Source organism: Marinobacter xestospongiae, assembly GCF_023156385.1.
Classification (GTDB): domain Bacteria; phylum Pseudomonadota; class Gammaproteobacteria; order Pseudomonadales; family Oleiphilaceae; genus Marinobacter; species Marinobacter xestospongiae.
This window is the reverse complement of record NZ_JAKZAK010000018.1, coordinates 88,281-114,929: the sequence shown is the minus strand read 5'-3', so window position 1 is coordinate 114,929 and position 26,649 is coordinate 88,281. Positions and strand designations below refer to the sequence as shown.

At 62.6% G+C, this 26,649-nt stretch carries 27 protein-coding genes; 17 read left to right on the top strand and 10 right to left on the bottom strand.

Annotated elements, in window-relative coordinates; all coding sequences use genetic code 11:
• Positions 1-257: 257 nt before the first annotated feature.
• From hemA to MLD24_RS13985, 4 genes are read left to right on the top strand one after another with little or no spacing between them, the layout of a single operon-like run.
• On the top strand, positions 258-1,547 hold the full coding sequence (gene hemA, locus MLD24_RS14000; RefSeq protein ID WP_227172144.1) for a glutamyl-tRNA reductase: 1,290 nt from the start codon (positions 258-260) through the stop codon (positions 1,545-1,547).
• Positions 1,544-2,629, top strand: a complete 1,086-nt coding sequence (gene prfA / locus MLD24_RS13995) for a peptide chain release factor 1 (protein WP_248167241.1) — start codon at positions 1,544-1,546, stop codon at positions 2,627-2,629. Before hemA ends, prfA begins: the two co-directional genes overlap by 4 nt.
• Positions 2,622-3,482, top strand: a complete 861-nt coding sequence (gene prmC, locus MLD24_RS13990) for a peptide chain release factor N(5)-glutamine methyltransferase (protein WP_282450650.1) — start codon at positions 2,622-2,624, stop codon at positions 3,480-3,482. The genes prfA and prmC overlap by 8 nt, the downstream gene beginning before the upstream one ends.
• Positions 3,472-4,218 carry a HesA/MoeB/ThiF family protein gene (locus tag MLD24_RS13985; protein WP_248167239.1) on the top strand — a complete coding sequence of 249 codons (747 nt, stop codon included), beginning with the start codon at positions 3,472-3,474 and terminating at the stop codon, positions 4,216-4,218. The genes prmC and MLD24_RS13985 overlap by 11 nt, the downstream gene beginning before the upstream one ends.
• Positions 4,219-4,222: 4 nt before the next feature.
• On the opposite strand, the gene phrB is transcribed toward MLD24_RS13985, so the two are convergent.
• Positions 4,223-5,647, bottom strand: coding sequence for a deoxyribodipyrimidine photo-lyase (phrB, locus tag MLD24_RS13980; RefSeq protein WP_248167237.1), 1,425 nt, complete (start codon positions 5,645-5,647; stop codon positions 4,223-4,225).
• A gap of 245 nt (positions 5,648-5,892) precedes the next feature.
• Here phrB and MLD24_RS13975 point away from each other — a divergent pair, with 245 nt between their 5' ends.
• The 9 genes from MLD24_RS13975 (at position 5,893) to MLD24_RS13935 (ending at position 13,987) form a co-directional block, all read left to right on the top strand.
• Positions 5,893-6,735 (top strand): hypothetical protein, encoded by an 843-nt coding sequence (locus MLD24_RS13975; protein ID WP_227172138.1) that lies wholly within the window; start codon positions 5,893-5,895, stop codon positions 6,733-6,735.
• A 31-nt stretch (positions 6,736-6,766) separates the two neighbouring features.
• Positions 6,767-7,690: a mechanosensitive ion channel family protein gene (locus MLD24_RS13970; RefSeq protein WP_227172137.1), complete on the top strand. Its 924-nt coding sequence runs from the start codon at positions 6,767-6,769 to the stop codon at positions 7,688-7,690.
• Positions 7,677-8,243: an ATP-dependent zinc protease family protein gene (locus MLD24_RS13965; protein WP_248167236.1), complete on the top strand. Its 567-nt coding sequence runs from the start codon at positions 7,677-7,679 to the stop codon at positions 8,241-8,243. The genes MLD24_RS13970 and MLD24_RS13965 overlap by 14 nt, the downstream gene beginning before the upstream one ends.
• Entirely contained in the window at positions 8,240-9,145 is a 906-nt protein-coding gene (gene rimK, locus MLD24_RS13960; protein WP_227172135.1) for a 30S ribosomal protein S6--L-glutamate ligase, read from the top strand. The genes MLD24_RS13965 and rimK overlap by 4 nt, the downstream gene beginning before the upstream one ends.
• A 3-nt stretch (positions 9,146-9,148) precedes the next feature.
• On the top strand, positions 9,149-10,213 hold the full coding sequence (locus MLD24_RS13955; protein ID WP_248167234.1) for a succinylglutamate desuccinylase/aspartoacylase family protein: 1,065 nt from the start codon (positions 9,149-9,151) through the stop codon (positions 10,211-10,213).
• Positions 10,214-10,259: 46 nt separating this feature from the next.
• Entirely contained in the window at positions 10,260-10,679 is a 420-nt protein-coding gene (locus tag MLD24_RS13950; RefSeq protein ID WP_227172133.1) for a secondary thiamine-phosphate synthase enzyme YjbQ, read from the top strand.
• Positions 10,680-10,841: 162 nt separating this feature from the next.
• Positions 10,842-11,603 (top strand): SDR family NAD(P)-dependent oxidoreductase, encoded by a 762-nt coding sequence (locus tag MLD24_RS13945; protein ID WP_227172132.1) that lies wholly within the window; start codon positions 10,842-10,844, stop codon positions 11,601-11,603.
• Positions 11,604-11,634: 31 nt separating this feature from the next.
• A complete protein-coding gene (locus MLD24_RS13940) occupies positions 11,635-12,786 on the top strand; it encodes an acyl-CoA dehydrogenase family protein (RefSeq protein WP_248167232.1) in 1,152 nt (383 codons plus the stop codon).
• A gap of 19 nt (positions 12,787-12,805) precedes the next feature.
• Positions 12,806-13,987: a thiolase family protein gene (locus tag MLD24_RS13935; protein ID WP_227172130.1), complete on the top strand. Its 1,182-nt coding sequence runs from the start codon at positions 12,806-12,808 to the stop codon at positions 13,985-13,987.
• 124 nt (positions 13,988-14,111) lie between these two features.
• Here the strand turns inward: MLD24_RS13935 and MLD24_RS13930 are convergent, their stop codons facing one another.
• On the bottom strand, positions 14,112-15,116 hold the full coding sequence (locus MLD24_RS13930) for an AraC family transcriptional regulator (protein ID WP_227172129.1): 1,005 nt from the start codon (positions 15,114-15,116) through the stop codon (positions 14,112-14,114).
• Between the two features lie 201 nt (positions 15,117-15,317).
• Here MLD24_RS13930 and MLD24_RS13925 point away from each other — a divergent pair, with 201 nt between their 5' ends.
• On the top strand, positions 15,318-16,979 hold the full coding sequence (locus MLD24_RS13925) for an AMP-binding protein (RefSeq protein ID WP_248167230.1): 1,662 nt from the start codon (positions 15,318-15,320) through the stop codon (positions 16,977-16,979).
• A gap of 152 nt (positions 16,980-17,131) precedes the next feature.
• Here the strand turns inward: MLD24_RS13925 and MLD24_RS13920 are convergent, their stop codons facing one another.
• The 3 genes from MLD24_RS13920 to MLD24_RS13910 all read right to left on the bottom strand — a co-directional run bounded on the left by MLD24_RS13920 (position 17,132) and on the right by MLD24_RS13910 (position 19,846).
• The gene (locus tag MLD24_RS13920) at positions 17,132-18,487 is read right to left on the bottom strand and encodes a PhoH family protein (protein ID WP_248167273.1); all 1,356 of its coding nucleotides are present in this window, start codon (positions 18,485-18,487) and stop codon (positions 17,132-17,134) included.
• A gap of 90 nt (positions 18,488-18,577) precedes the next feature.
• On the bottom strand, positions 18,578-19,066 hold the full coding sequence (locus MLD24_RS13915) for a CBS domain-containing protein (RefSeq protein WP_248167228.1): 489 nt from the start codon (positions 19,064-19,066) through the stop codon (positions 18,578-18,580).
• Positions 19,067-19,120: 54 nt separating this feature from the next.
• Complete coding sequence (locus MLD24_RS13910) at positions 19,121-19,846, bottom strand: START domain-containing protein (RefSeq protein WP_248167226.1); 726 nt, start codon at positions 19,844-19,846, stop codon at positions 19,121-19,123.
• Between the two features lie 206 nt (positions 19,847-20,052).
• On the opposite strand from MLD24_RS13910, the gene MLD24_RS13905 reads away from it, so the two are divergent.
• Positions 20,053-21,057, top strand: coding sequence for a DUF2804 domain-containing protein (locus MLD24_RS13905; protein WP_248167224.1), 1,005 nt, complete (start codon positions 20,053-20,055; stop codon positions 21,055-21,057).
• 74 nt (positions 21,058-21,131) lie between these two features.
• Here MLD24_RS13905 and minE read toward each other — a convergent pair whose 3' ends face one another.
• The 5 genes from minE to MLD24_RS13880 are packed head-to-tail and all read right to left on the bottom strand — an operon-like array spanning position 21,132 to position 23,688.
• Complete coding sequence (gene minE, locus MLD24_RS13900; protein ID WP_227172124.1) at positions 21,132-21,395, bottom strand: cell division topological specificity factor MinE; 264 nt, start codon at positions 21,393-21,395, stop codon at positions 21,132-21,134.
• A gap of 6 nt (positions 21,396-21,401) precedes the next feature.
• The gene (minD, locus tag MLD24_RS13895; protein WP_248167221.1) at positions 21,402-22,211 is read right to left on the bottom strand and encodes a septum site-determining protein MinD; all 810 of its coding nucleotides are present in this window, start codon (positions 22,209-22,211) and stop codon (positions 21,402-21,404) included.
• A gap of 27 nt (positions 22,212-22,238) precedes the next feature.
• Positions 22,239-23,021 (bottom strand): septum site-determining protein MinC, encoded by a 783-nt coding sequence (gene minC / locus MLD24_RS13890; protein ID WP_227172122.1) that lies wholly within the window; start codon positions 23,019-23,021, stop codon positions 22,239-22,241.
• The gene (locus MLD24_RS13885) at positions 23,018-23,398 is read right to left on the bottom strand and encodes a HopJ type III effector protein (RefSeq protein WP_227172121.1); all 381 of its coding nucleotides are present in this window, start codon (positions 23,396-23,398) and stop codon (positions 23,018-23,020) included. Before MLD24_RS13885 ends, minC begins: the two co-directional genes overlap by 4 nt.
• Positions 23,395-23,688, bottom strand: a complete 294-nt coding sequence (locus tag MLD24_RS13880; protein ID WP_248167219.1) for a DUF1244 domain-containing protein — start codon at positions 23,686-23,688, stop codon at positions 23,395-23,397. The genes MLD24_RS13885 and MLD24_RS13880 overlap by 4 nt, the downstream gene beginning before the upstream one ends.
• 196 nt (positions 23,689-23,884) lie before the next feature.
• On the opposite strand from MLD24_RS13880, the gene dinB reads away from it, so the two are divergent.
• On the top strand, positions 23,885-24,988 hold the full coding sequence (gene dinB, locus MLD24_RS13875) for a DNA polymerase IV (protein ID WP_344816426.1): 1,104 nt from the start codon (positions 23,885-23,887) through the stop codon (positions 24,986-24,988).
• A 198-nt stretch (positions 24,989-25,186) separates the two neighbouring features.
• Positions 25,187-26,587, top strand: a complete 1,401-nt coding sequence (locus MLD24_RS13870) for a pectinacetylesterase family protein (RefSeq protein ID WP_227172118.1) — start codon at positions 25,187-25,189, stop codon at positions 26,585-26,587.
• The last annotated feature ends 62 nt before the right edge of the window (positions 26,588-26,649 follow it).

Here is a 26,649-nt window from a genome sequence, read left to right as displayed (position 1 = left end):
CGCTATTACGGTCGGCTCACCCCGATTGCTGTCGTCTGGGGCCTTATCGGTGGTAGGGCTTGATCCTTGTCAATTCCCCGGCCGCAGGGCTCCGCAATAACCGCAATTCCCGGCCCCGTATGCGGGTTTTGGGTGGCAGCGGGGAATATCCCTCGTTAAAATGCGGAAATATAGTGGCCTTTCCGTCTTCTCTGTATCGCTGTGGTGTCTATATAGAAGGGAAGGGCCAGTGGCGCATACAGGTAGTCTTCCCCGATATGGCATTTCTTACGCTGGGCATCAATCATCGCACCGCGCCGGTCGACCTGCGGGAGCGGATCGCGTTCACCCCGGACCGTATGGCCGAGGCGTTTTCAGAGCTGAGGGCAGCGTCTGGCGCTGGCGAGGCGGCGATCCTGTCCACCTGCAACCGTACCGAACTGTACCTGGCTGGCGATGACGATTGTGCCCCTCTGGTGTTGCGGTGGCTGGCCGGTTTCCACGGCCTGGCTCCGGCAGAACTGGAAGACTCCGTTTACGTGCACCGTGACGCCGACGCTGTCCGCCATATGATGCGAGTTGCCTCCGGGCTGGATTCCATGGTGCTCGGCGAGCCACAGATCTTCGGCCAGCTCAAGGATGCCTACGCGCTGTCGCGGGAGTATGACGCCAGCGGCTCGTTCCTGTCGCGACTGTTTGAACACACCTTCTCTGTGGCCAAGCGGGTGCGTACCGATACCGCCATTGGCGAGAACCCGGTGTCGGTGGCGTACGCCGCGGTCAGCATGGCGAACCATATTTTTGCCGATCTGTCCCGCAACAAGGCGTTGCTGATCGGCGCCGGCAAGACCATTGAGCTGGTGGCCCAGCACCTGTCAGAAGCCGGCGTGAAGGAGTTCCTGGTGGCCAACCGCACCCTGGACCGGGCCCAGTCCCTGGCCGGCATTCACGGTGGCCGCGGCATTGTACTGTCCGACATTCCGGAGTACCTGACGGAGGTGGACATTGTGATTTCCTCCACCGCCAGCCCCCTCCCCATCCTCGGCAAAGGCGCCGTTGAACGCGCGCTGAAACAGCGTAAACACCGTCCCTACTTCATGGTGGATATAGCCGTTCCGCGGGATATCGAGCCGGAAGTGGCCAGTCTGGATGATGTCTACTTGTACACCGTGGATGACTTGCGCCAGGTAATCGAAGAGAATGTCCGCTCCCGCGAGGGCGCCGCCCGTGAGGCCGAGAACCTGATTCTTGCCGGTGCCGAGGAATTCCTCGGACAGTTGCGGGCGCTGGATGCCGTGTCCACCCTGAAACAGTTCCGTCAGCAGGCCGAACTGCGGCGTGACGCCGAGGTGGAGAAGGCCCTGCGAGCCCTGCGGAACGGCGCAGACGCCGAAACCGTCGTTCGCAGCCTGGGGCGCGGACTGACCAACAAGCTGCTCCACGAGCCCTCGATCCAGGTGCGCAAGGCAACCGCCGAGGGACGGGTGGAAGTCACCCACTGGCTGCGGGAATTGCATCAGCTGGAAACCCGGGAAGACGAGGTTTCCGCCACTCCGGAAAAACTATGAAAGCATCCATTCAGAGCCGACTCGAGCAGCTGGTTGACCGCTTCGAGGAGGTCAGCGCGTTGCTCAGCGACCAGGCTGTGATTTCCGACCAGGACCAGTTCCGCAATCTGTCGCGGGAATTTTCCGAAATTGAGCCAGTGGTGCAGTGCTTCCGCGCCTACCGCCAGGCCCTGGACGACATCAGCGCGGCGGCGGAACTGGCCAACGATGGCGACGAGGACATGCGCGCCATGGCGGAAGAAGAGCAGGCCGCGGCCCAGAAAAAGAGCGAGGAGCTGGACGAAGAGCTCCAGCGCCTGATGCTGCCGAAGGACCCCAACGATCACAAGAGCGTGTTCCTTGAGATTCGCGCCGGTACCGGTGGTGACGAGGCGGCGATCTTTGCCGGTGACCTGTTCCGCATGTATTCCCGCTATGCCGAAGGCAAACGCTGGCAGGTGGAAGTGCTGAGTGAGAACCCGGGTGAGCACGGCGGCTATAAGGAAATCATCAGCCGGGTGGCGGGGGACGGTGTTTACGGCTCGCTCAAGTTTGAGTCTGGTGCCCATCGGGTCCAGCGGGTGCCGGAAACCGAATCCCAGGGCCGCATCCACACCTCGGCCTGCACCGTGGCGGTGATGCCCGAGGCCGACGAAGCTGAGGCCATCGAGATCAATAAGGGCGACCTGCGGGTGGACACCTTCCGGGCCTCCGGCGCCGGTGGTCAGCACGTCAACAAGACCGATTCAGCGATTCGTCTGACCCACCTGCCCACGGGTATCGTGGTGGAGTGCCAGGAAGAGCGCTCCCAGCACAAGAACCGGGCCAAGGCCATGAGCCTGCTTGCCACCCGGCTGCAGGATGCGGAGCGGGAGCGGCACCAGCAATCCCAGGCTGAGACCCGCAAGAGTCTGGTGGGCAGCGGCGACCGCTCAGAGCGTATCCGTACCTACAACTTTCCCCAGGGCCGGGTGACGGATCATCGCATCAACCTGACCCTGTACAAGCTGGACGAGGTGATCGCCGGTGACCTGTCGCCAGTGATTGATCCGTTGCTCCAGGAGCACCAGGCCGAACTGCTGGCCAGCCTCTCCGATGACTGAGTCGGCGGCCAGTTGCGAGGCGGTGATTCGCCAGGCAATGATGGCCATTGCTGGCGATTCGCCCCGACTCGACGCCGAGCTGCTGCTGGCCAGAGTTACCGGCTGGAGCCGCACCAGCTTTCGTGCCTGGCCGGAGCGTATTGTTCCAGATGATGCCCTGGCGCACTTCCAGACGCTTGTGGAGCGTCGGGCCCATGGTGAACCGGTGGCCCACCTGCTCGGTGAGCAGGAATTCTGGTCCCTGCCTCTGGCGGTGAACGCCACCACACTGATCCCCCGCCCCGATACCGAGTGCCTGGTGGAGGCCGCTCTGGCGCTGCCGTTGCCTGGCCGGGCCCAGGTGATTGACCTGGGCACCGGTACTGGCGCCATTGCCCTGGCCCTGGCCAGTGAGCGGCCGGGCTGGCAGGTTCAGGCCTGTGATCTGGTGCCGGAGGCGGTGGCCCTGGCCAGGCAGAATGCCGAGTCCCTGAAGCTTGCTGTCACGGTGTGCCAGAGCGCCTGGTTTGACAGCCTGGCGCCCCAGCGTTTTGATCTGATTGTGTCCAACCCGCCCTACATTCGCCAGGATGACCATCACCTGGAGGAAGGCGACGTGCGCTTCGAGCCCGGTTCTGCCCTGGTGTCAGGCCCCGACGGCCTCGACGATCTGCGATTGATCGTCGGCCAGGCGAGTGGCTGGCTGAACAGCGGCGGCTGGCTGGTGGTTGAGCACGGTTACGACCAGGCCGAGGCGGTCCAGGCGCTGTTTGCGGCTGCCGGGTTTGAGGCCATTGAGGGGCGCAAAGATTACGGAGGCCAGGATCGCCTGACCCTGGGCCGCTGGCAGGAGGACCCGAACCATGCTGACTGACGATGAACTGCAGCGCTACAGCCGGCAGCTACTGATCCCCAGTTTCGACATTGCCGGCCAGCTCCGGCTCAAGGACGCCCGGGTGCTGGTCGTGGGGGCCGGCGGTCTGGGCTGCCCGGTTGCCCTGTACCTGGGAGCGGCCGGCGTCGGCCAGCTGACCCTGGTGGATGACGATCAGGTCGAGCTGGCCAACCTTCAGCGCCAGGTGGCGTTCGACCAGGGCGATCTGGGCCACAGCAAGGCCGAGGCCCTGGCGGAACGTGTGCGGCGCATCAATCCCGCGATCCAGGTCAGCGCCCTGCGCCAGCGCCTGGAACAGCAGGCGCTGGCGCAACAGGTTGCCCAGGCCAGCCTGGTGGTCGATTGCACCGATAACTTCGGCACTCGCTTTGCCCTCAACCGGGCCTGTGTTTCCGCCCGGGTACCCCTGGTGTCCGGTGCCGCCATCCGCGGCGAAGGCCAGCTGGCGGTGTTCGATGCCCGCCAGGATGACAGCCCCTGTTACCACTGCCTTTACGACGAGACCGGCCACGAAGACCTGACCTGCTCGGAAGCCGGCGTAATCGGCCCGCTGGTCGGCATGATTGGTGCCAGCCAGGCGATGGAGGCCATCAAGGTCATCACCGGCGTGGGCACCCCGCTGGTCGGCCGGCTGCTGATCCTCGACGCCTGGCAGATGGCCTGGCGTGAAATGACCCTGGCCCGTGATCCGGGTTGCCCGGTGTGTGGTTGCTGACGACTCAGTCAGCGGCGACCTGATTCTCCTCCTTCAACGCCTGAAATCGGGCAATGGCCTCTTTTCGGCTCTTCTTCAGATCCACCAGTTGTCGCGGGTAGCCCTTGGGCAGCTTGCCGCTGCGCCAGGGCTGGTGGACCGCATCGCCATCCAGCGCGGCCAGTTCCGGGACGTAGCGTCGAATGAAGTCGCCATTGGGGTCGAAGCGTTCGCCCTGGGTCACCGGGTTGAAAATGCGAAAGTAGGGTGCGGCGTCGGTCCCTGTGGAGGCGCTCCACTGCCAGCCGCCGTTGTTGGAGGCGAGAAAACCGTCCACCAGCTGTGACATGAAGTAGGCCTCTCCCAGCCGCCAGTCGATAAACAGGTTCTTGCTCAGATACATGGCGGTGATCATGCGCAGACGGTTGTGCATCCAGCCGGTCTGGTTGAGCTGACGCATGGCGGCGTCCACGATCGGCACCCCGGTACGGCCTTCCTTCCAGGCTTCGAAACTCTCTCCGCAAGAGTTCCAGTCCAGCGCCTCGGTTTCGGGTTTGAATGCCCGGTTCATGCTCACCCGCGGGAAGTGATACAGGATGTGAATGTAGAAATCCCGCCAGGCGATTTCATTCACCCAGCACGCCAGCCCCTCCTGATTGGCGGCGGTGGCCGGAACCTGCTGGGCGGCGGCCCAGCACTGGCGGCCACTGAGAATGCCGCTGGCCAGGTAGGGTGAAAGCAGGCTGGTGGCGTCCTTCGCCGGGAAATCCCGCTGCTGCTTGTAGTGTGCCACCGGGTCCGCCAGGAACTCCTCCAGACGATCGTGGGCGGCGGCCTCACCGGTGGCGACCAGTGGCGGTGGGGCCTGGTCGTAGCCGGCAATGGGGGTGGGATCAATACGGCTGGGGGTTACGGGGTCTCCTTTCGCGGCTGGTTGTGGGTACAGAGTTGGCTGTTGGTCGTCGAGCCAGCGACGCCAGGTGCGGGAGAAGGGGGTGAACACGGAGTAGGGCTGGTTCTGCCCGGTCAGTATCTGACCAACCGGTACCGCGCACTGATCGCGGTATTTGTGGATGGTGACGCCAGCTTCGCCCAGTCGCTGGGCCAGTTGCTTATCCCGCCGACGTTCATTGACGCCGTATTCCTCATTGAAGTGCACCGTGGTGACGCTCTGGTCGTGACAGAGACGAATCAGGGCATCCTGGCTGTCGTCGAACTGCTGCGCTTCCAGGAAATGCATGGCTATGCCGAGCTTCGCCAGCGCTTCTGCCAGAGCGTTGGCATGATCGATCACCAGACGTATCCGGGCCGGCGACCAGTCGTGCATTCGCCACTGCTCCTGCGCCAGCACAAAGCAGGCGATGACAGGCTGATCCGATTGGCTGGCCGCGGTCAGGGCGGCGTTGTCGGCGGTGCGAAGGTCGTTGCGGAACCAGACGAGGTGGGTCATGACGTGTCCTGATGCAGAATAGGTAAAGCGGAAAAAACGGGCGTCTTCTATATTCGCCGACACCGGGGCTTTGGATTATAGTTTACAGATAAGGGGACAAAAATATGCGCCAGAACACACGCTTAGGCCGCTTATGCAGAGCCCGCACAGCGGTGAGCGTTTATGCGTATTGAGCGTCGTCCCGTCTGGCACTCTAATGCGCGCGCCTGACGCTGTCCCCCGACACTTTTTGACTGGAAACTATCATGGCCACTGTTACGGAAGCTGCCCCGGCCACCCGCTCCGATACCCCTCAGGACGGTCGCTGGGACCAACCCTATAGCCTGGAATCCGGCCAGACCCAGTACCACGAACTGGGCCAGGTGCGGCTCTGGGTCACCCTGCTCGACAAAGAGTGGCAGGTGCGCTCCCAGTACCTGCAGGATCAACCCGAACCGGTGCGTTGGGCGGCCTCGGTCAGCCATGTGGTGCCGGGGCAGGAGGTGCCATTGCAGCGCTTCGTGCGCACCGATGGCAATCACACTGTGCGGTACCGGCCGGCGCTGGCCAGCCTGCCGACGGTTATTCGCCCTTACCAGCCGTTGACCATCCCGGCCGACGGCGAGTGCACCATCTATGTTGGTACCCAGGTCTGGGTGCAGGTGTGCGCCGGCGATCTGGCCACGGTGCTCGCGGAGATTCCGCTGTCAGAACCCTCATTGACTTGGGTGGGACCGTCCACCATGGAGGGCGAACTGTGCTACACCGCGCCCAGTTATGGCCGCATGGTACTGGAGGCCGTGCCCAAGCGACCCTGGCGGGCCATTACCCCGGTGAGGGTGTGCAACCGGCGTCCGGAGCCGTTGCTGTTGGAGCGCTTCAGTCTGCCCACGCCGCTACTGGCGCTGTATCGGAATGACCGGGACCAGTTGTGGACGCCCCGGGTGACGGTGGTGTGTGAAACCGAAATGAAATCCGCCCGGCTGAAGATTGATACCTCGCTGGTGGCCGAGGCAGGCGAGTGTCAGCTGATGACGCCAGCGCGGGAGAAGAGTAATGGCGGCGGTCTGACCCGCGCGTTTGACCGTATGTTTGGGGCGGCCCACTGAGTTCGCCCACAGCACGAAAAGGAGACCGTCAGTGCTGGAAGATGTTGAACAAAGCCTGTGGGAGGTGTTGACCGCGATTCCCTGGGCCAAATGGTTCGCCGCGCTGTTCCTGCTGGTGGCGGGTGTCGTGCTGGCATCGCTGGCGGCGCGGGCGGTGTCCCGTATGGCGCGGAACCGGCTGTCGCTGCACCACACGGTGATGTTCCGGCGGGTGGTGTTCTACCTGGTGTTGGCCATCTTTGTGATGGCGGCCATGCGCGAGGCCGGCTTCTCCCTGGATGTGTTGCTGGGAGCGGCGGGCATCCTCACGGTGGCGATCGGCTTTGCCTCCCAGACTTCGGCATCCAACATGATCAGCGGCCTGTTCCTGCTGGTGGAACGGCCCTTCGAGCTGGGAGACTTCATCGAGGTGGAAGCCACCATCGGCGAAGTGGTCGGCATCGACATGCTCAGCGTCAAACTGCGCACCGCGGACAACCTGTATGTTCGAATTCCCAACGAAACCCTGATCAAGACCCGGGTGGTGAACCGCTCCCGGTTTCCCATCCGGCGCATCGATCTGGTCATTGGCATTGCTTACGCCGAGGACGTGGAGCGGGTGGAGGGGTTGCTGCTGGCGCTGGCGGAACGCAGCCAGGAATGCCTGGAGGAACCCAAGGCATTTGTGCTGGTGACCGGGTTCGGGCCGTCGTCGGTGGACCTGCAGTTTTCATTCTGGGTCCCCCGTGACAAGGTGCTGGAAGGTCGCAGTAACATGATGGTGGCGGTCAAGCGGACCCTGGACGCCGAGGGAGTGGAGATTCCGTTCCCCCACACCAGTGTCTACGCCGGCAGCCATTCGGAGCCGTTCAAAGTTCAGCTGCTGTCCGCCTCGCCGGCGGAGGTGGCATCCGACGCGCAGGAAGAGCACGTCCATAACAATCAGAAGAAGGAAGCGAGCGATGTGTCCCACTAAGGCAGAGATTAACCGTCCCGATAGCCGTTCCGATAACCGGGACCCTGATAGCCAAAGCCCTGACACGGCGGGTCAGTCCGCCAGCCCACACCCCCCGGCCGACCTCGCCGAGCGACTGTGCCTGGGGTGGCGGGAGTGGGCCGCGCTGCCGGCCCTGGACATTGCCTGCATCAAGGCCAAGGTGGATACCGGTGCACGCACGTCCTGTCTCCATGCTTATCGAACCGAACCCTATACCCAGGACGGCGAACGCCGGGTCCGCTTCTGGGTGCACCCGGAGCAGAACAACCTTCACGCCAGCGTGGAGTGCGATGCCAGGGTGATTGATGAGCGCCAGGTCACCGATTCCGGCGGCCACCAGGAGCTGAGACTGGTGATTGAGACTACGCTGGTGCTTGGTGACACCAGTTGGCCGATTGAAATGACCTTGACCAACCGGGACTCCATGCGCTTCCGCATGCTGATTGGTCGAACTGCCATGGCCGGACGCTGTGTGGTGTCCCCCGAATCCTCCTATCTCGCCGGAAAGCCGGTGCTAAGGGATCAGACATGAAAATTGCCATCCTGTCGCGCAACCGTTCGCTGTATTCCACCCGTCGCCTGGTTGAGGAGAGCCTCAACCGGGGGCATGAGGTGCAGGTGATCGACTGTCTGCACTGTTACATGAACATCACCTCCGCCAGTCCAAAGATCCATTACCACGGTGAAACTCTGGAAGACTACGATGTGGTGATTCCCCGCATCGGCGCCTCCGTCACCTTCTATGGCACCGCGGTGTTGCGGCAGTTCGAGATGATGGGCGTGTTCCCGGTGAACGAGTCCGTCGCCATTACCCGTGCCCGCGACAAGTTGCGTTCGTTGCAGCTGCTGGCCCGCAAAGGGGTGGGCATGCCGGTTACCGGCTTTGCCAACAAGCCGGACAACGTGCCGGAGCTGATCAAGATGGTCGGTGGCGCGCCGGTGGTGATCAAACTGCTGCAGGGCACCCAGGGCATTGGTGTGGTGCTGGCGGAAACCCGCAAGGCGGCTGAGAGTGTGATTGAGGCCTTCATGGGCCTGAAGGCGGACATTCTTGTGCAGGAGTTCATCAAGGAAGCCGGTGGCGCGGACATCCGCTGCTTTGTTATCGGCGACAAGGTGATTGCCGCGATGAAACGCCAGGCCGGAGAAGGGGAGTTCCGCTCCAACCTGCACCGGGGCGGCACCGCCTCGCTGGTGCGGATTTCCCCGGAAGAACGCAGGACCGCGGTCGCTGCCGCCAAGGCCATGGGGCTGAATGTCGCCGGCGTGGACCTGCTGCGCTCATCCCGGGGGCCGCTGGTGATGGAAGTGAATTCGTCTCCGGGTCTGGAAGGCATCGAGAACGCCACCGGCAAGAACGTCGCCGGCATGATCATCAACTGGACCGAGAAAAACCAGAAACCCTGGAAGACCCGCACCAAAGGACAGGGATAAGCCATGGCCAGAGCCCCGTTTGTCATCGCCGGCACCGAGGTGAAACCCGGTACCCGCGCCACTGTGGAGATTCCGGTGGCCAAGCTCTACACCCACACCCCGCTGCACCTGCCGGTGGAGATCATTCATGGCCGGCGGGATGGCCCGGTGTTGATGGTGTGCGCCGCCATTCACGGCGACGAGATCAACGGGGTGGAGATCATTCGCCGGGTGCTGCGCAACTCGGCGTTGCGTCATCTGCGGGGTACCCTGGTGGCGGTGCCGATCGTCAATATCTTCGGCTTTATCCAGCGCACCCGCTACCTGCCGGACCGTCGCGACCTCAACCGCTGCTTCCCGGGCTCGGAAAGCGGGTCGCTGGGCGGGCGCATTGCCTATCTGTTGCGGACCCAGGTGATGGAACACGTCACCCACATCATCGATTTGCACACCGGCGCCATCAACCGCTTCAACCTGCCGCAGATCCGTGCCGAACTGAAGAACGCCGACACCGAACGTATGGCAGAAGCCTTCGGTGCCCCCATCATCCTCAACGCCAGCCTGCGGGAGGGCAGCCTGCGGGCCTACGCCGACTCCCTCGACATCCCGGTGATCACCTTTGAAGGTGGCGAAGCCCTGCGCTTTGACGACGTGGTGATCTCCAGTGGCGTCAAAGGGGTGGTGCGGGTGATGCGGGCCCTGGACATGATCCCGGTGAAAAAGGGGCCCAAGGCGCCGCGCAAGCGATCCGAAACCGCAGCCATGTCGTCCTGGGTGCGGGCGGATATTGACGGCATCATGCGACCGGTGGCGCGACTGGGGCAGCGGGTCAACAAGGGCCAGAAACTGGCGATGCTGGCGGACCCGTTTGGTGAGGTGGAAACCGCCGTGGTGTCCCCGTTCTCCGGCATCGTTATCTGCGTCAACAACCTGCCTTTGGTGAATGAGGGCGAAGCGATCTACCACGTGGCCCGGTTCGACGAACTCGGTGAGGCCGAGAAGGCCATGGACTACTTCCGCAGCAGCTACGAATCAGAGCTTGGCGAAGAGGTGGTGCCGGTCCACCCCTGGGACGAAATGCAACGCTAGGCTCCACAGGCTACAGTGATCACCCTCGACAACGGAGAGACCGACCATGTGGCTCCAGAGAGAACTCCGGCTGACGCCCCGCCCCCGCGGCTTTCACCTGGTCACCGACGACATCCTGCGCCAGTTGCCGGAGCTGGCGAATGTGCAGGTGGGCCTGATGCAGGTGTTCATCAAGCACACGTCAGCGTCGCTGACCATCAACGAAAACGCCGACCCCACGGTGCGGGACGATTTCGAGGCCTACTTCAACCGCCTGGCACCGGAAGACGCGCCTTACTACACCCACACCTACGAAGGCAGCGACGATCTGCCCGCCCACCTCAAGAGCAGCCTGCTCGGCACCAGCGTCTCCCTCCCCATCACCAACGGCCGCCCCAACCTAGGCACCTGGCAGGGCATTTACCTGTGCGAACACCGCAACCACGGCGGCGCCCGCACGGTGGTGGTGACGGTGCAGGGGGAGTAATCAGCGGTTTCTGAATCGCTCCCAATCGCACTTTTTAACAAATTTCCTGCCTAAATATGTCATGGCCCTGGGGGCGGCTGTGGCACACACTTGCCTCCATTGTGACATTTGGCCGGCGGCGCCTGGGCGCGGCGGGCGTAATTGAGTTCGAAGGGGGTAATCATGGAATTTCAAGGCGTACCTGCGATTGTTACTGGTGGCGCGTCCGGTCTGGGTGAAGGCGCGGTGCGGGCACTGGCGGCCGCTGGCTGCAAGGTGGCGATTCTGGACCTGCAGGAAGAGCGCGGCGAACAGGTGGCCCGTGACGTGGGCGGGATTTTCATCCGCTGTGATGTCTCCTCCGCTGAGAGTGCCGAAGCGGCGGTGGCCGCGGCGCGTGAAGCCCACGGCCCCTGTGGTGTGGCGGTGAACTGTGCCGGTATTGCGCCGGCGGCGAAGATCCTGGGCAAGGAAGGGCCGATGGCGCTGGAGAAATTCAGCAAGGTGATTGAAGTGAACCTGATTGGTTCCTTCAACATCATGCGTCTGGCGGCGGCAGACATGGCTACCCGTGAGCCCAACGCCGATGGCGAGCGCGGCGTGGTGATTTCCACCGCCTCGGTGGCGGCCTACGAAGGTCAGGTCGGCCAGTCTGCCTACAGTGCCTCCAAGGGTGGCGTGGTTGCCATGACCCTGCAGGCCGCCCGTGAACTGGCGCGGGAAGGCATCCGGGTGAACACCATTGCACCGGGTCTGTTCATGACACCGATGATGGAAGGCATGCCCCAGGAAGTGCAGGACAGCCTGGCGGCGACCCTGCCGTTCCCGAAACGTCTCGGCAAGCCGGAGGAGTTCGGCATGCTGGTGGAACAGATGGTGCGCAACCCGATCCTCAACGGTGAGGTGATCCGTCTCGATTGCGCCCTGCGCATGGCGCCGCGCTAAGCGCGGCTGACTCACCGGCCAGGAGAGAACCATGACCGATACAATCGACCGTGAAGAAATGAACCTGTTCCGCGACATGGTGGTGAAGGTGCTGGAAGGTGAAGTGGCACCGCACTACGAGCGCTGGGACAAAGAAGGCATTGTGCCGCGCGAGCTGTGGAACCAGTTGGGCGAGGCCGGCATGCTCTGCGTGGATGTGGCCGAGGCCGACGGTGGCTGCGGCGTGCCGTTTGAGTATTCCGTGATGGTGGGTGCGGAGATGTCCCGCATGGGCTTCGGTGCCCTGGCGACCAACGTGATGGTGCATTCCGACATCGTTGCCCCCTACATCAGCCACCTGGGCTCCGAAGCCCAGCGCCAGCACTGGCTGCCGAAGATGGTGACCGGCGAGGCGGTGGGCGCCATTGCGATGACCGAACCCGGTGCTGGCAGCGACCTGCAGGCCATGCGCTCCAGCGCGGTGCTGGACGGCGACGAGTATGTCCTCAACGGCTCCAAGACTTTCATCACCAACGGCCAACACGCGGATCTGGTGATCGTGGCGGCGAAGACCGATCCCTCCGCCGGCGCCCGCGGCATCAGCCTGTTCCTGGTGGATACCACGCTGCCCGGCTTTGCCCGCGGCCGCAACCTGGACAAGATCGGCCAGCACTGTGGCGACACTTCCGAACTGTTCTTTGAAGATCTGCGTCTGCCCCGTTCGGCGCTGCTGGGTGAGGAAGGCAAGGGCTTTGTCTACCTGATGCAGGAACTGCCCCGTGAGCGCCTGGTGATCGGTGCCCTGGGTACCGCCGCCGCCCGCGGCTCGCTGGACCTGACTCTGCAGTACGTCGACGAGCGCATTGTCTTTGGCCAGAAGCTCAAGCAGATCCAGAACACCCGCTTCCGCCTGGCCGAGATGGAGACCGATTACCGCGTCAACCAGGCGTTCATTGATCAGTGCATCAGCCAGTACAGCCGTGGTGAACTGGATGCCGCGACCGCATCCATGGCCAAGTACAGCGCCACCGAGATGCAGTGCCGGGTGGCCGACGGTTGCCTGCAGCTGTTCGGCGGTTACGGCTACACCTCCGAGTACCCCATCTCCCGCGCCTTTGTGGATGCCCGGGTACAGCGGATCTACGGTGGCACCTCGGAAGTGATGAAAGAAGTGATTGCCCGCTCCCTGCTGGGGCGTGACTGAACAATCGAGAGGTAAGGTTATGTCAGACAAGTCTGTAGTGATTGCCGGTGCCGCCCGCACCCCGATGGGCGGCATGATGGGCGCATTGAGTTCGGTTCGTTCCCCGGATCTGGGCGCGGCTGCGATCAAGGCCGCCATCGAGCGCGCCGGGCTGACCCCGGCAGACGTTCAGGAAGTGGTGATGGGTTGCGTATTGCCCGGTGGTCTCGGCCAGGCGCCGGCCCGGCAGGCCTCCCGCAAGGCGGGGATTCCTGATGCCTCCGGTTGCACCACCATCAACAAGATGTGTGGCTCCGGCATGCAGGCGGTGATCATGGCGCACGACCAGATCATGGCCGGCACCAACGACATCATGATTGCCGGTGGTATGGAAAACATGAGCCAGGCGCCGTACCTGCTGCCCAAGGCCCGTGCCGGCATGCGTATGGGGCATGGCCAGGTGATTGATTCGATGTTCTTCGATGGCCTGGAAGACGCCTACGAAGGTGGCCTGATGGGTGTTTTCGCCCAGCGCAGTGCCGACGAGTACAACATCGGCCGGGAAACCATGGACGAATTCGCCGTGGCCTCCCTCAACAAGGCGCTGGCTGCCATCGAGCAGGGCTGGTTTGCCGAGGAAATCGTGCCGGTGGCGGTGCCGGGCCGCAAGGGCGAGACTCTGGTGGACACCGATGAGCAGCCGGGCAACGCCCGCCCCGACAAGATTCCCACGCTGAAGCCGGCGTTCAAGAAGGACGGCACGGTCACTGCGGCCAACTCCAGCTCCATCAGCGATGGCGGTTCGGCTCTGGTGCTGACCACGGCCGAGGAAGCCGGCAATCGCGGCCTCAAGCCGCTGGCCCGGATCGTCGCCCACGCGACCCACGCCCGCCTGCCGGCGGAGTTCACCCTGGCACCGATTGGCGCCATTGAGAAAGTGCTGGCGAAAGCGGGCTGGAGCAAGGACGACGTCGACCTGTTCGAGATCAACGAAGCCTTTGCGGTGGTGTCTTTGCTGGCAATCCAGCAGCTGGGTCTGGATCAGGACAAGGTCAACGTCTACGGCGGCGCCTGTGCCCTGGGTCACCCGATTGGCTCCTCCGGCTCCCGTATCCTGGTCACGCTGATCAACGCCCTGCGTCAGAAGGGGTTGAAGCGTGGGGTGGCGTCACTGTGCATCGGTGGCGGTGAAGGTACGGCGGTGGCGGTCGAGCTGCTGTAACACGATTTGGCGGCCTGCGGGCCGCAACGACTCCCCTTGGGATGTCTTCCGGCCCGGCCGGAAGCTTCTCTGTTCCGTGTCACGGGACGTGTTTGGCCGCCTGTTCAGGCGGCCTTTTTTCGTTCTACTGGTCCTGTTTGCGGTAGGCCAGTGGGCTGACGCCGGTCCAGTGCTTGAAGGCGCGGGAGAAGGCGCCGGGTTCGGCGAAGCCGAGGCGGCTGGAGATGTCGGCTACGCTGAGGTTCTGGCGGGTCAGCATGGTCACTGCCTGGTCCCGGCGCAGGTTGTCCTTGATCTTCTGATAGGAGCTGCCCTCGGCCTTGAGCTTTCGGCTCAGGGTGTAGGCGGTCATGTGCAGCTGGCTGGCGATCCAGTCCTGGTTGGGCAGCTTCTCTTCGTCACACAGTTCCAGCGCCTGGCGGACCTGGGTGGTGATGCTGTCGTCCTCGTCGGTCCAGATCAGCAGGTCCCGGGGGGAGCTGAGTACGAAGTCGTCCAGCTCCTTGCTGGTGCGGGCCACCGGCATGGTGAGGTACTGCTTGCTGAAAAACAGGCTGTTGCGCTCACGACCGAAGTCGCAGCGGCAGGGAAACACGAAGCGGTACTCGTCAAAATGCGGCGGCAGCTCATGGGTGAAGGTGGCCTGGCTCAGCACGATCTTGCGACCAATCAGCCAGCCCACCAGCCGGTGCCACACCAGCAACAGCCATTCCACCAGGAAGTTGTCCGGGTCCAGCTCCGGATGGTGGTGAGCCAGGCTCAGTTCCACCTCGTCCCCTTCCAGGTTGAGGGTAATCTCAATGTCCTCATTGAACAGCCGGTAACAGCGGATGCTCTGGCGCAGCACTTCCTCCAGGTTGGTGCTGTGCACCACCAGGGACCCCATCAGATGGAAATGGCCAACCCGGCAGGGACGGCTGGTGCGGCCCATGAACTCATCGTCCAGTTCTTTCCAGGTCAGGCGGAACAGCCGGATGAACTGTTTGGTGGGCACCCGGGCCTTGGGTTCGCGAATCAGGGCCAGGTCGATGTCACGGTCGGTGAGCAGGTTCTGGACGTTGTAGCCGTTCTTCTCCAGCCCGTAGACGATGGCCCGGGCATAGTGGGATGAGAAGGTCAGGTTTTTCATGAATGGGAAACTCTGCTGACTGCAAAACTTGTCAAGTTATCTGCTGAATCCTGTCATTCTGTTACGGCAGGGCATTCCTTAACCTGCTGATAAGAGAGTAAGGGCCGCGATCACCAGGCCGCTGCAGGCACCTTGTCCGCAGTGGTGTAGGGGGCGTGGTTCAGGGACTCCAAACAACAATTCAAACAAGCAGGTGTTGCTATGGACGCGATCAGCTACGACGAATTTGCCAAAGATTTCTCGGTGGAATCGATCTTACAGAATTTCGTGGGCAATTATAACGACGGCATCAATGTCTGCGTTGAGATCTGTGACCGCTATGCCGAGGATGAGTCCCGGGTTGGCTTGCGCTACGAACGGGTGGACGGAACCAGCGGCGAGATGACCTTCGCCGAACTCAAGCGTCGTTCCGCCCAGTTTGCCGGCTTCCTCAAGTCCCGCGGCATTGGCAAGGGCGATCGTGTTGCCTGCTTGTTGACCCGAACCCCGGAACTGATGATCTGCGTGCTGGGCGCGCTGAGAGTCGGCGCCGTTTACCAGCCGCTGTTCACCGCGTTCGGTTCTGGCGCCATCGAGTACCGCCTGGGCAAGGCCGGTTCCAAACTGATTGTGACCAACCCGGAGCAGTGGCCCAAACTGGCCGACGTGAATGGCCTGCCGGAAACCCTGCTGGTGGCGGATGAGAGTGATCCGGCCGCCAAGGAAGCCGACAACCTGTTCTGGCCGTCACTGGAGCAGCAGCCGGAAGACTTCGAGCCGGTATTGCTGGGGGCGGAAGACCCGTTCCTGCAGATGTTTACCTCCGGCACCACGGGCAAGTCCAAGGGCGTGACGGTACCCACCAAGGCGCTGCCGGCGTTCTACATGTACATGCGCTACGCCATCGGCCTGCGCCAGGAAGACAACTTCTGGAACGTTGCCGACCCGGGCTGGGCCTACGGTCTGTACTACGCGGTGGTTGGTCCGATGCTGCTGGGTTGTACCACGCACTTCAACGAAGCCGGCTTTACCGCTGACAACACCCTGGAATTCCTGCGCAAGCACCGCATCACCAATCTGGCGGCGGCGCCGACGGCCTACCGTCTGCTGATGGCCAACGACCACCTGGTGAAGGACTACCCGGAAATCGACCTGCGGGTGGCCAGCAGTGCCGGTGAGCCGCTGAATCCGGAAGTCATCTCCTGGGTCAAGCGGGCCTTCGATTGCGTGGTCTGTGACCACTATGGCCAGACCGAAACCGGTATGACAGCCGCCAACTTCCACGAGCTGGAGCACCCGCACCGGGATGCCAGCATGGGCTACCAGATTCCGGGCTATCGCCTGGTGGCACTGGATGCACACTTCAACGAAGTGGGTGAGGGCGAGACCGGCGAGCTGGCCGTGGACATGCAGGAGTCACCGCTGTACTTCTTCCAGGGCTACGCCTGGAACGAGAAGCGGCCGTTCCATGGTGACCGCTACTACCTGACCGGCGATATCGTGATCAACAACGGCGACGGTGCGTTCTCTTACACCGGCCGTGACGACGATATCATCGCCTCTGCGGGTTACCGGATCGGGCCGGCGGAAGTGGAGAGCACTCTGCTGGAACACGAGGCGGTGATCGAGAGCGCGGTGGTCGGCAAGCCGGATGTGAAGCGTGGCACCATCGTAAAAGCCTACGTGGTCACCCGTCCGGAGTTCGATCACGATCAGAATCTGGTGGAAAAGCTGCAGCAGCACGTGCGTACGCGGCTGTCCACCCACTCCTACCCGCGTGAGATCGAGTTCGTGGAGGAACTGCCGAAGACCTCCAGCGGCAAGATCCAGCGTTTCATGCTGCGCAAGCAGGCTGAGGAAGAAGCCGCCGAAGTGGCCCAGTAAGGCCTCTGCCGGCGGTACGCCGCCGGCGCAACCACACACTGTTCCCTTTGCCAGGGCCTGTCCCTGGCTTTTTTGCGTCTGGCGTTTGGTCAGTGCGTGCGGCAACGGGGGGAGAGGGTAGGCCGGCAAACGCCAGCCTACCGGTTGCGGGGTTACAGGTTGGCTTCGGCGTATTCCGCCAGCACCGAGCGGGGCACACCCTGGAGGTGTATGTGGCCGCCGTGTCGGAACCCTTTGAAGCGCTCGGTCATGTAGGTGAGACCGGAGCTGAGTGAGCTGAGGTACGGGGTGTCGATCTGCGCCAGGTTGCCCAGGCAGATCACCTTGGAGCCGTTACCGGCCCGGGTGATGATGGTCTTGATCTGGTGTGGCGTCAGGTTCTGGGACTCGTCGATGATGATCAGGCTGTGCTGGAAGCTGCGGCCGCGGATGTAGTTCATTGACTTGAAGTGCAGCGGCACCTTGCTGAGGATGTAGTCGACGCTGGCGGTCATGTTCTCGTCGTCCTCGTGCAGCGCTTCGAGGTTGTCGACGATGGCGCCCAGCCAGGGCTCCATTTTCTCCGCCTCGGTGCCGGGCAGGAAGCCGATGTCCTCATCCAGACCCTGGGTGCTGCGGGTGGCGATGATGCGCTTGTACTGCTTGCTGGCCACCGTCATCTCGATGCAGGCCGCCAGTGCCAGGATGGTCTTGCCCGACCCGGCGGAGCCGGTGAGGTTCACCAGGTGGATCTCCGGGTCCAGCAGCAGGTTCAGTGCCATGGCCTGGTAGATGTCCCGGGGCACCAGACCCCAGACTTCCTCGTTCATCAGGTCGTCCTGGTGCAGGTCCTGCATCACCAGCTGGTCATCGCGGATGTCGGTGACCTTGCCGACGAAGCCCTGCTCGTCAATCACGAACTCGTTGATGTTGAGTTTGGCCAGGTCCCCTTCGCGCTTGAGGATGTGCTCGGTGATGCCTTCGCGCTGGACCGTCTCGACCTTCTCGATGGTGTCCCAGAACGAGTTGGGGAACTCGCGGTAGCCCTGGGGCAGCAGATCGATGTCGTCCAGCAGCTGGTCGTTATGGTAGTCCTGGGCCTCAACACCAAACCCCCGGGCTTTCAGGCGCATGTTGATGTCCTTGCTGACCAGCAGGATGTCCCGGTCCGGGTACTGTTCCTGCAGCGCTGCCAGGGAGTTGATGATCTTGTTGTCGTTGAGGTTGTCGGGCAGCGAGTGGCTGCTCTTCAGCTCGGTGTTCATCAGGATCGACAGGGTGCCCAGGGGCGCAGCCTTCTTGGCCCGCACGATGGGGACGCCGAGTTCGATCTCTTTCGGGGTGGCGTCACCCAGCAGCTTGTCGATGGTGCGGATGGCCTGGCGGCAGTCCGCCGCGACCGCCTGTTTGCCGGACTTCAGGCTGTCGAGCTCTTCCAGCACCGTCATGGGAATGATGACATCGTGTTCTTCGAAATTCAGGAGGGCGTTGGGATCGTGGATCAGGACGTTGGTGTCGAGGACGTACATCTTCTGGTGAGCTTGGGATGCTCTGGGCATAGGCTCGATACCTCTCTGGCAGGCGGCTGTCGGGTCCGGCAGTCACGCTGCGCCGGGGTGTTACTCGTCGGCGCAGCGTTGGGTCAGTGCCTTGTCTGATATCAATTTCAGCATATCGTAAGTGGTTATGATACCGGTTATTTTCGAATCTTTGGTGACAAAGATCCGGTGCAGGTGCTCTTTCATCATGATATCAGCGATGTCCTTGACCGGCGTGCTCTCGTCCACCGACAGCACGCTTGGGGTCATGATATCGCGGACCTCCACCGGGACCTTGCCCATTTCCTCGAAGATGGCCATCCGCAGCCGCCGGGCTTCCTGCTGCTCTTCTGGTGTCAGTTCGGCATCAGCGTCATTGCGAGTGGCGTTCCAGCGGAACTCGGTGATGTCCTTGAGGGTGGCGATGCCCACAATCTCACCACTGTCGTCGGTGACGGGGCTGCCGGCAATGTCGTTGTCGGTGAGGAAGCGGGCCAGCCTTTCCATGGTCCAGGTTTGGGGCACCGCCTTGATGCTGGGGGTCATGATCTCGTGGGCGAGAACGGTCATTTCCGGGGTCCTGCGCAGTCAGTTCCTTTGTAACAGAGCTTAGCCTTTCCTTGCCTACTCGTCATCCCCGCTCTGCACCGTCGCCACGCCGGTGAGCTGGCCATCGGCATCAAACTGCAGGCGGTGATTGGCGTACCGGGGCTCGGTTGCCAGCTGTTCCAGGCTCTGCAGCGACTTGACCGGAATGTCCACCAGCAGGTTGTTGACCAGCCAGCCGGGCAGGGAACCGTTGGGGTCGGTGTGCTGGAGCCAGATCATCCGGGTCTGGTCGCCCTCGGCAACAAAGCGGTAGCGGGTATCGGAGCGATCCACCCGCACCAAGTCGTCGTCGGGCTCGCGGTAGTCCGGTACCGCGTTCAGCTCCATGATCACTTCGCCGCGGGACTCGCTGCCGGCGGTGGTGATGTGCAACACGTAGTCACGGTCGGTGACCGGCCAGGGCATGTCGTTGATGGAGTAGGCGTAGCGGTCCTGGAAGCTACCCCCCTCGAGGCCGTAGGCTTCGGTACAACCGTGGACCCATGACATACAGGAGGTGGGATCGACCATCACCGCCATCAGGTTCTCCAGCGGCACGTCCATCAGGGCGATGGCCTTGAAGGCTTTGAAGCTGGAGTCCGGCTGCTCGATGGTGTAGACGCGAATGTTGCCTTCGGTCTTGCGCAGCGACCAGTCCGGTGCATCTTCCGGCGGCAGGCTGGCGAGGCTCAGCGGCGACAGCAGCGCGGCGGCAACGCCAATCATCCAGCGGCCAGCCATTCGGGTGCAAAGCGATGTCATGGGGTAGACTTCCTTGGTTTTTGGCCGAGTCTATCACGACTCGACGAATGGCCCGGGCGTTCTTGCCGGCGGTTTGTGAACTGCTTGGTCCCTGCCGATTTTTGGCCTCAAATGAGGATGACAGCTGACCGTCAGAGGCTGGTAAATGGCCGGCTGCAATCGCCGCAGGCCGTCAATACATCAACCATAACAAGAGCAATGCCGTCATGAACGAGCTGATAGATGACAAGGGCCGGGTCAGGACCGGGGTCCACGAGGAGCCGGTGCAGCGGATCAATTACCTCGATTACGATCTGCGTTCGGTGATGGATCGGCCCCGTTCGGCCCTGGCCCGGCGCTGGCGTTTCAATCAGTTCCAGTTTGTCAGTGCCATGGGGCCGGATTGGCTGTTCGGGCTGGCGATCGTCGATCTCAAGCTGGTCAGCAACGCCTTCTACTACCTTTACGATTTTCGCAGCGGCCAGATGCGCGAGTGCAGCCGCTTGCAACCACTGGCCCGTCACACTCAGATCGAGCCCCGCCCGGAGGATGGCGTGGCCCGGTTTGCCGGTGGTGGCAGCCGGATCGAGATCTGCCCGACCGATGCGGGTGAACGCCGGGTGTCGGTGTCCGATCGCGCTGGCGTGAAGGTTGACCTGACGCTGAGCCAGGATCAGAACCCGTTACGGCTGACCTGCCCGGCGGGCTATAACGGCTGGGTGTTCACCCGCAAGTCGGCAGGCCTGCCGGTGACCGGCTCGATCACCTGGGACGGGGTAAGGTACGACTGCGACGCCCGCCAGCGAGGGTCGATCGACTGGAGTTGCGGTTACATGCGCCGGGAGACCGCCTGGAACTGGGCCTGCCTGGCCGGTGTGCTGGAGGACGGTCGCTCGCTGGGGCTGAACCTGGCGTCCGGGGTCAATGAGACCGGGATGACGGAGAATGCGCTGTGGCTGGACGGCCGCTGTCTCAAGCTGGACCAGGCCCGGTTCGAGTTCCAGCGGCAGGACCCCACGGCACCGTGGCGGGTGATCACCAGTGACGGCCGGGTGGATCTGCGGTTTGAGCCGGCAGGGGTGCGGCAGGAACGGTTGGATGCGGTGGTGATGGCGTCGAACTTTCGTCAGTTCAGCGGCACTTTTGAAGGCTGGGTCCGTGATGACAATGGCGAGACGCTGGCGGTCTCCGGCCTGCGGGGGCTGATGGAGGATCACTTCGCCCGCTGGTAGGTGGGACCTGCCAAGTGCGGAGGGCCAGGTGCGGAGTGGGGGTGAGCGCGGGGCCCGGTCGGGCCCCGCGTGATTCAGTGCGAGTGGGAGTGTTCCGGCAGCGTGACGTTCAGTTCCAGTACCGAACAGCTGTCGTTGCGGTCCACTTCCACCTGGACCATGTCATCGTCGATCTGCACGTACTTGCGGATCACCGCCAGCAGTTCCGCCTGCAACTGGGGCAGGTAGTCCGGCTGGTCACGCTGGCCACGCTCATGGGCAACGATGATCTGCAGGCGTTCCTTGGCGACGTTGGCGGAGGTGGTCTTCTTGCTTCTGAAGTAATCCAGGAAACTCATCCGTTATCACCCCTTGAACATCCGTGCAAAGAAGCCCTTCTTCTGGGCCGTCATGAAGCGATGTTCCCGCTCCTCTCCCAGCAGGCGTGCCACGGCGTCATCGTAGGCCTGGCCGGCGTCGGACTCGTCCTCCAGGATCACCGGGGTGCCCTGGTTGGAGGCATTGAGCACCACCTGGGATTCTGGAATCACGCCCAGCAGGGGAATGGCGAGGATCTCTTCCACGTCACCCACTGACAGCATTTCGCCTTTCTCCACCCGGATCGGGTCGTAGCGGGTCAGCAGCAGGTGCTCCTTGACCGGGTCCTGGCCCATTTCAGCGCGCCGGGATTTGCTCTGGAGAATGCCCAGAATGCGGTCGGAGTCCCGCACCGAGGAGACCTCAGGGTTGGTGACCACGATGGCTTCATCGGCGTAGTACAGCGCCATCTGGGCACCGTGCTCGATGCCAGCGGGGGAGTCGCAGACGATGTAGTCGAAGGTTTCGGACAGTTCGTTGATCACCGCCTCAACGCCGTCTTTGGTCAGCGCCTCTTTCTCCCGGGTCTGGGACGCCGGCAGGATGTAGAGGGATTCGACCCGCTTGTCACGGATCAGCGCCTGGTTGAGTGTGGCGTCGCCCTGGATGACGTTGACGAAGTCGTACACCACGCGACGTTCGCAGTTCATGATCAGGTCGAGGTTGCGCAGGCCAACGTCAAAATCGATTACCACCGTCTTGTGACCACGGCGGGCCAGCCCGGTGCTGATTGAGGCGCTGGTGGTGGTCTTACCGACGCCGCCCTTTCCTGAAGTAACGACAATGATTCTAGCCAAGGTTGCAATCCCTATTGCGTGAGTGTCTTAAGCTTTGTCCAGCGGCGTGGCCACCAGCACCTCATCTTTCAGCTGAAGCTGCACCGGGCTTTTCCAGCCGTTTTCCTGCAGGTCTTCAGAGATTTTATAGTGTCCGGCGATGGAGACTAGCTCGGCTTCCAGGGACTGACAGAACACCCGGGCCTCAGTGGCTCCGTGGATACCTGCCAGCGCACGACCGCGCAAAGGACCGTAAACGTGGATGTTACCCGCAGCCAGCACCTCGGCGCCAGCCTGCACCGGGGCCAATATCACCAGGTCGCCGTCTGGCGCACAGATCTGCTGACCCGAGCGTACCGGTTGGTTGATGATTTTCGCCGGTTTTCCGCTCTCCACCGGGGCCGGTTCGGCGGCGGCCGGGGATTCGGTTACGGTTTCGTTAGCTGCTGCTGATTCGTCACCGTTGTCGTCTTCGCTCTGGGCATTGCGGTTGCTGTCCCGGCGACCACCGCCAGGCAGTAGTGCCAGGGCGGCATTGCGGGCCAGGCGACGCTGGTCGTCGTCACCGCCGCGCACCCCCACCACCTGAATGCCGTGGCGGCGACAGCTGCCGATTAGCTTGAAGAAATCCAGTTCGGCGTTGGGGCCTTCGTACTTGTCCAGGCTGATGATCAGCGGAATGTCGCGGAAGAAACCGGGTGCCTGACTGATCTTGTCCCGCAGGGTGGCTTCGAAGTCGTCCGGATCAAAGTGGTACAGCTCCAGTGCCGTCAGCGAGACTGAGGCACTCTTGAGCTGGAAGCTGGCTGCGGTCTGGGTGTCCTGGCTCATGAGCTGGCTTCCGTTTCCGCCTGCGGGGAGGTGCGCAATTGCAGCGGTGGCCGATCGAAATGGATGCCGGACCAACCGGTACTGATGAACTGGCGGATGTTGCCGTGACTGGTGCCAGCGGGGTTTTCCAGAACGTCCCGATAGTGGCGGCCAAAGCAGCTCAGGGTCTGGGCTTCAGTGAGGTTGCAGAACTGGCCCAGGGCGAACAGCTTGCACGAGCCCTGGTTCTCGCTGGCCTGGTTGTACAGCGGGCCGTTATGGAACGCGCTGGCGGTGTACTCGAAGTAGCGCTCGATCAGCGCCAGGGTGTCTTCAAAGTCGTGCCGGCCGGCATCCAGTGCGGCCAGGTGGATATTGATCGCTTCAGTCACGGTCATGATTCGGGGGTACCTTTATGGTCGAGTTTGGGGCCCTTCTGGTAGCGGGCTTTCCAGTCGTCGTAGGGCATGCCGTAAATCCGCTCGCGGGCATCGGGATCGCTCAGCTCAACACCACGCTCGGCGGCTTCGGCGCGATACCACTTCGACAGGCAGTTACGACAGAAGCCGGCCAGATTCATCAGGTCAATGTTCTGGACTTCCGGGTGGTCCCGCAAGTGTGCGACCAGGCGACGGAAGGCGGCGGCCTCGATTTCGGTCTGGGTGGGCTCGGGGATCGGGGTGGTCATGCCGGGCTGGTTCCTTCATCAATGGGCGTGGTCGATCCGACACCGGCTTCCAGCGTGAGGGGATGGTAAACTAGGGAGCCTCTGATCAACTCCGCATCCCCGCTCGGGCTGTGGAAGACCGGGGGTTGTAGGGAACCTCTGAATGGTACCCAAGATACAGGGTAGAGGAAATGCCTTGCGGGAGAGCGACCGGCCAGTGTCACACGGACCTTCAACTCAAGCGCTGTCAGCATCAGCGACACAGCGCAAGATCATTCACATCGATTGCGACTGCTTCTACGCTGCGGTGGAAATGCGGGATGATCCGTCGCTGAGCCGGGTGCCCCTTGCGGTCGGCGGCGATGGTGGCCGGGGGGTGCTCACCACCTGCAACTACCAGGCCCGGGCCTATGGGGTGCGCTCGGCAATGCCAACGGCGGAAGCCCGGCGACTGTGCCCGGACCTGGTGATCGTGCCGGTGAACATGGCGCGTTACCGCGAGGTGTCCCGCCAGGTCATGGGGTTCTTTCGCGAGCTGACCGATCTGGTGGAGCCGCTGTCCCTCGATGAAGCCTTTCTCGATGTAAGTGAGGTGTCTGAGCACAAGGGCAGCGCGACGCTGATGGCCCGTCACCTGCGTCAGCGAGTGCGGGACGAGGTGGGCATCACGGTGTCGGCCGGAGTGGCTCCGAACAAGTTTCTGGCCAAGATTGCCAGCGACTGGGACAAGCCCGACGGGCTGTTCGTGATCCGGCCCGGGGATGTGGCGGAGTTTGTGGCGGCGTTGCCGGTTGAAAAGCTCTTCGGGGTCGGTGCGGTTACTGCCGGCAAGCTGCACCGGATGGGGATCAGCACCTGCGGTGATCTCCGGCAGCAGCGGCCGGAAGTCCTGGTGGATGCGTTTGGCCGCCAGGGCTACCGGCTTTACGAAATGGCCCACGGTCGCGATGACCGGCCGGTGGTGATCAGTCGTGACGCCAAGTCGGTCAGTGTGGAGCGCACCTTCGCCCAGGACCTGCCGGGGCGGGCGGCCTGTGAGGCATTGTTACCCGAGCTGGCGCTGGACCTACAGCAGCGACTGGCGCGCAAGGCGTCGGAGAAAGCCATCCACAAACTCTTCATCAAGATTCGTTACAGCGATTTCTCCACCCATACCCTGGAACGGGTCCGGGACCTGTCTGCAGTTCCTCAACCGGAGGACTACCAGCCGCTGCTGGCGGAGCTGGTGCAGGACAGTGAACGCCCGGTACGCCTGCTGGGATTGGGGGTCCGATTCCGCAACGACCGGTCGCCGCTGCAGCAGTTGCGCCTCTTCGATTAAACCGAGACTCCTTAGCGAATAACCCGTCACTTTTTAGTCGTAATTCATCTAGAGCACGAGATTGATCTAACAGGTTGTCACGTCTAGTTTTCAGGCTGACGTAGTCCTGCTGTCTGCGTCGGGCGTCCATGGGCGTCCGCAGCGGTTGCCCGTGGACACACAATGCCATGCAAATAAAAACAACATGGGAAAAGGACTATGAATAAGGCAATCACAACTCTGTGCTGGGCGCTGCTGGCGGCCTGCCTGGTGCCGCCGTCGCCGGCAGCGGCTGAACTGGGTGACTACGGGTTCTGGGATACCCTGGGTAATCTGGTAAATCCGCCGGGGGCGGACAATCCGGTCACCGCCGATCAGCGCCAGGGGGATTACCCGTTGTTGGCCAATCCGCCTGGCTTCAATGATGGTTTCTCCCCCGGTAACTACTACGCCTGGCAGACCATCGACCTGGCGCCGGAAACCGGGGCCGTATGCGGTAACGGTTCGCCGTACAAATTCTTCGTCAATCGGGTGCCGAATTCCAGTAATACCATCCTCTATTTTGAGGGTGGTGGCGCCTGCTGGGACTATGAGAGCTGCACCGGCCAGACCGGCATTCGCGGTGCCCGCAATCCCAACGGTATACCCGACGACTACATGTCCCTGATGAACCCGTCGGCCAGCATCGTCAGTCCGTTCGTGGTGCGTCTGCATCCCTGGAGCCGGGTCAAGACCCAGAACTGGAACATGGTGTATGTGCCGTACTGTACCGGGGACATCTATTCCGGCGACCGGGTCGCGGTGTATGAAGACCCGGATGGGGAAGCCGAACCGCTGGTCTGGCACCACAACGGCCTGCGCAATTCCCGGGCGGTCATTGCCTGGCTCAAGGATAACCTCCAGCGTCCCGGGCAGATGCTGGCCACCGGCTGCAGCGCCGGCGGCATCGGCAGTTTCACCAACTACTTCCCGTCACGGCAGGATCTGGCCCCGACCCGGGGGTATCTGATCAACGACTCGGGACCGGCCTTCAGTGCGCCGGTGGACGCTGATCCGGAGCAGTACCCGTCGGTGCTGTTGCAGAATCTGATCCGCCAGGTCTGGGGGCTGGATCAGCCCGACGGTCCGCTGGACTTCCTGCAGGCCCAGTTGCCGGGGCTTGATACCGACGACCTGGGCAGCCTCTATCCGGCGCTGTCGTCGGCCTTGCCAGAGGACCGGATGGGCCATACCCATTTCTGGCGTGACCTCAATTACTCGTCCTATTCCTACGAGCGGTTCTATCCGGAAATCGAGAACGCGCCGGACCAGGCCACCAAGGAGGCCTTGCTGCATGAATATTGGGGCAAGGATACCCGCCGCCTGCGGGATACTCTGGCGGGGCTGGATAACTTTGGCTACTACCTGCCGATGTTCCGGGATGTGAACGAGAGCCACTGCACCAGCATCATCGAGTTCGCCAATGCCGATATCCAGGAGCAGGGGCTGGAGTTGGATGATTTCATCGCCAGTGTGCTGGATGGCAGCGGTGCGGTGATGCAGGCGTCCGAGACCGACACCCAGGCGGACTACAACAAGCCGTTCAACCTGTTGTACTGGACCCTCGACCAGTTGTTGTAAGTTCACGGTTTGATGGGCCGGCCATCGCTTCCGCGGTCGGCCCATGGGTCACTCTGGCGGTT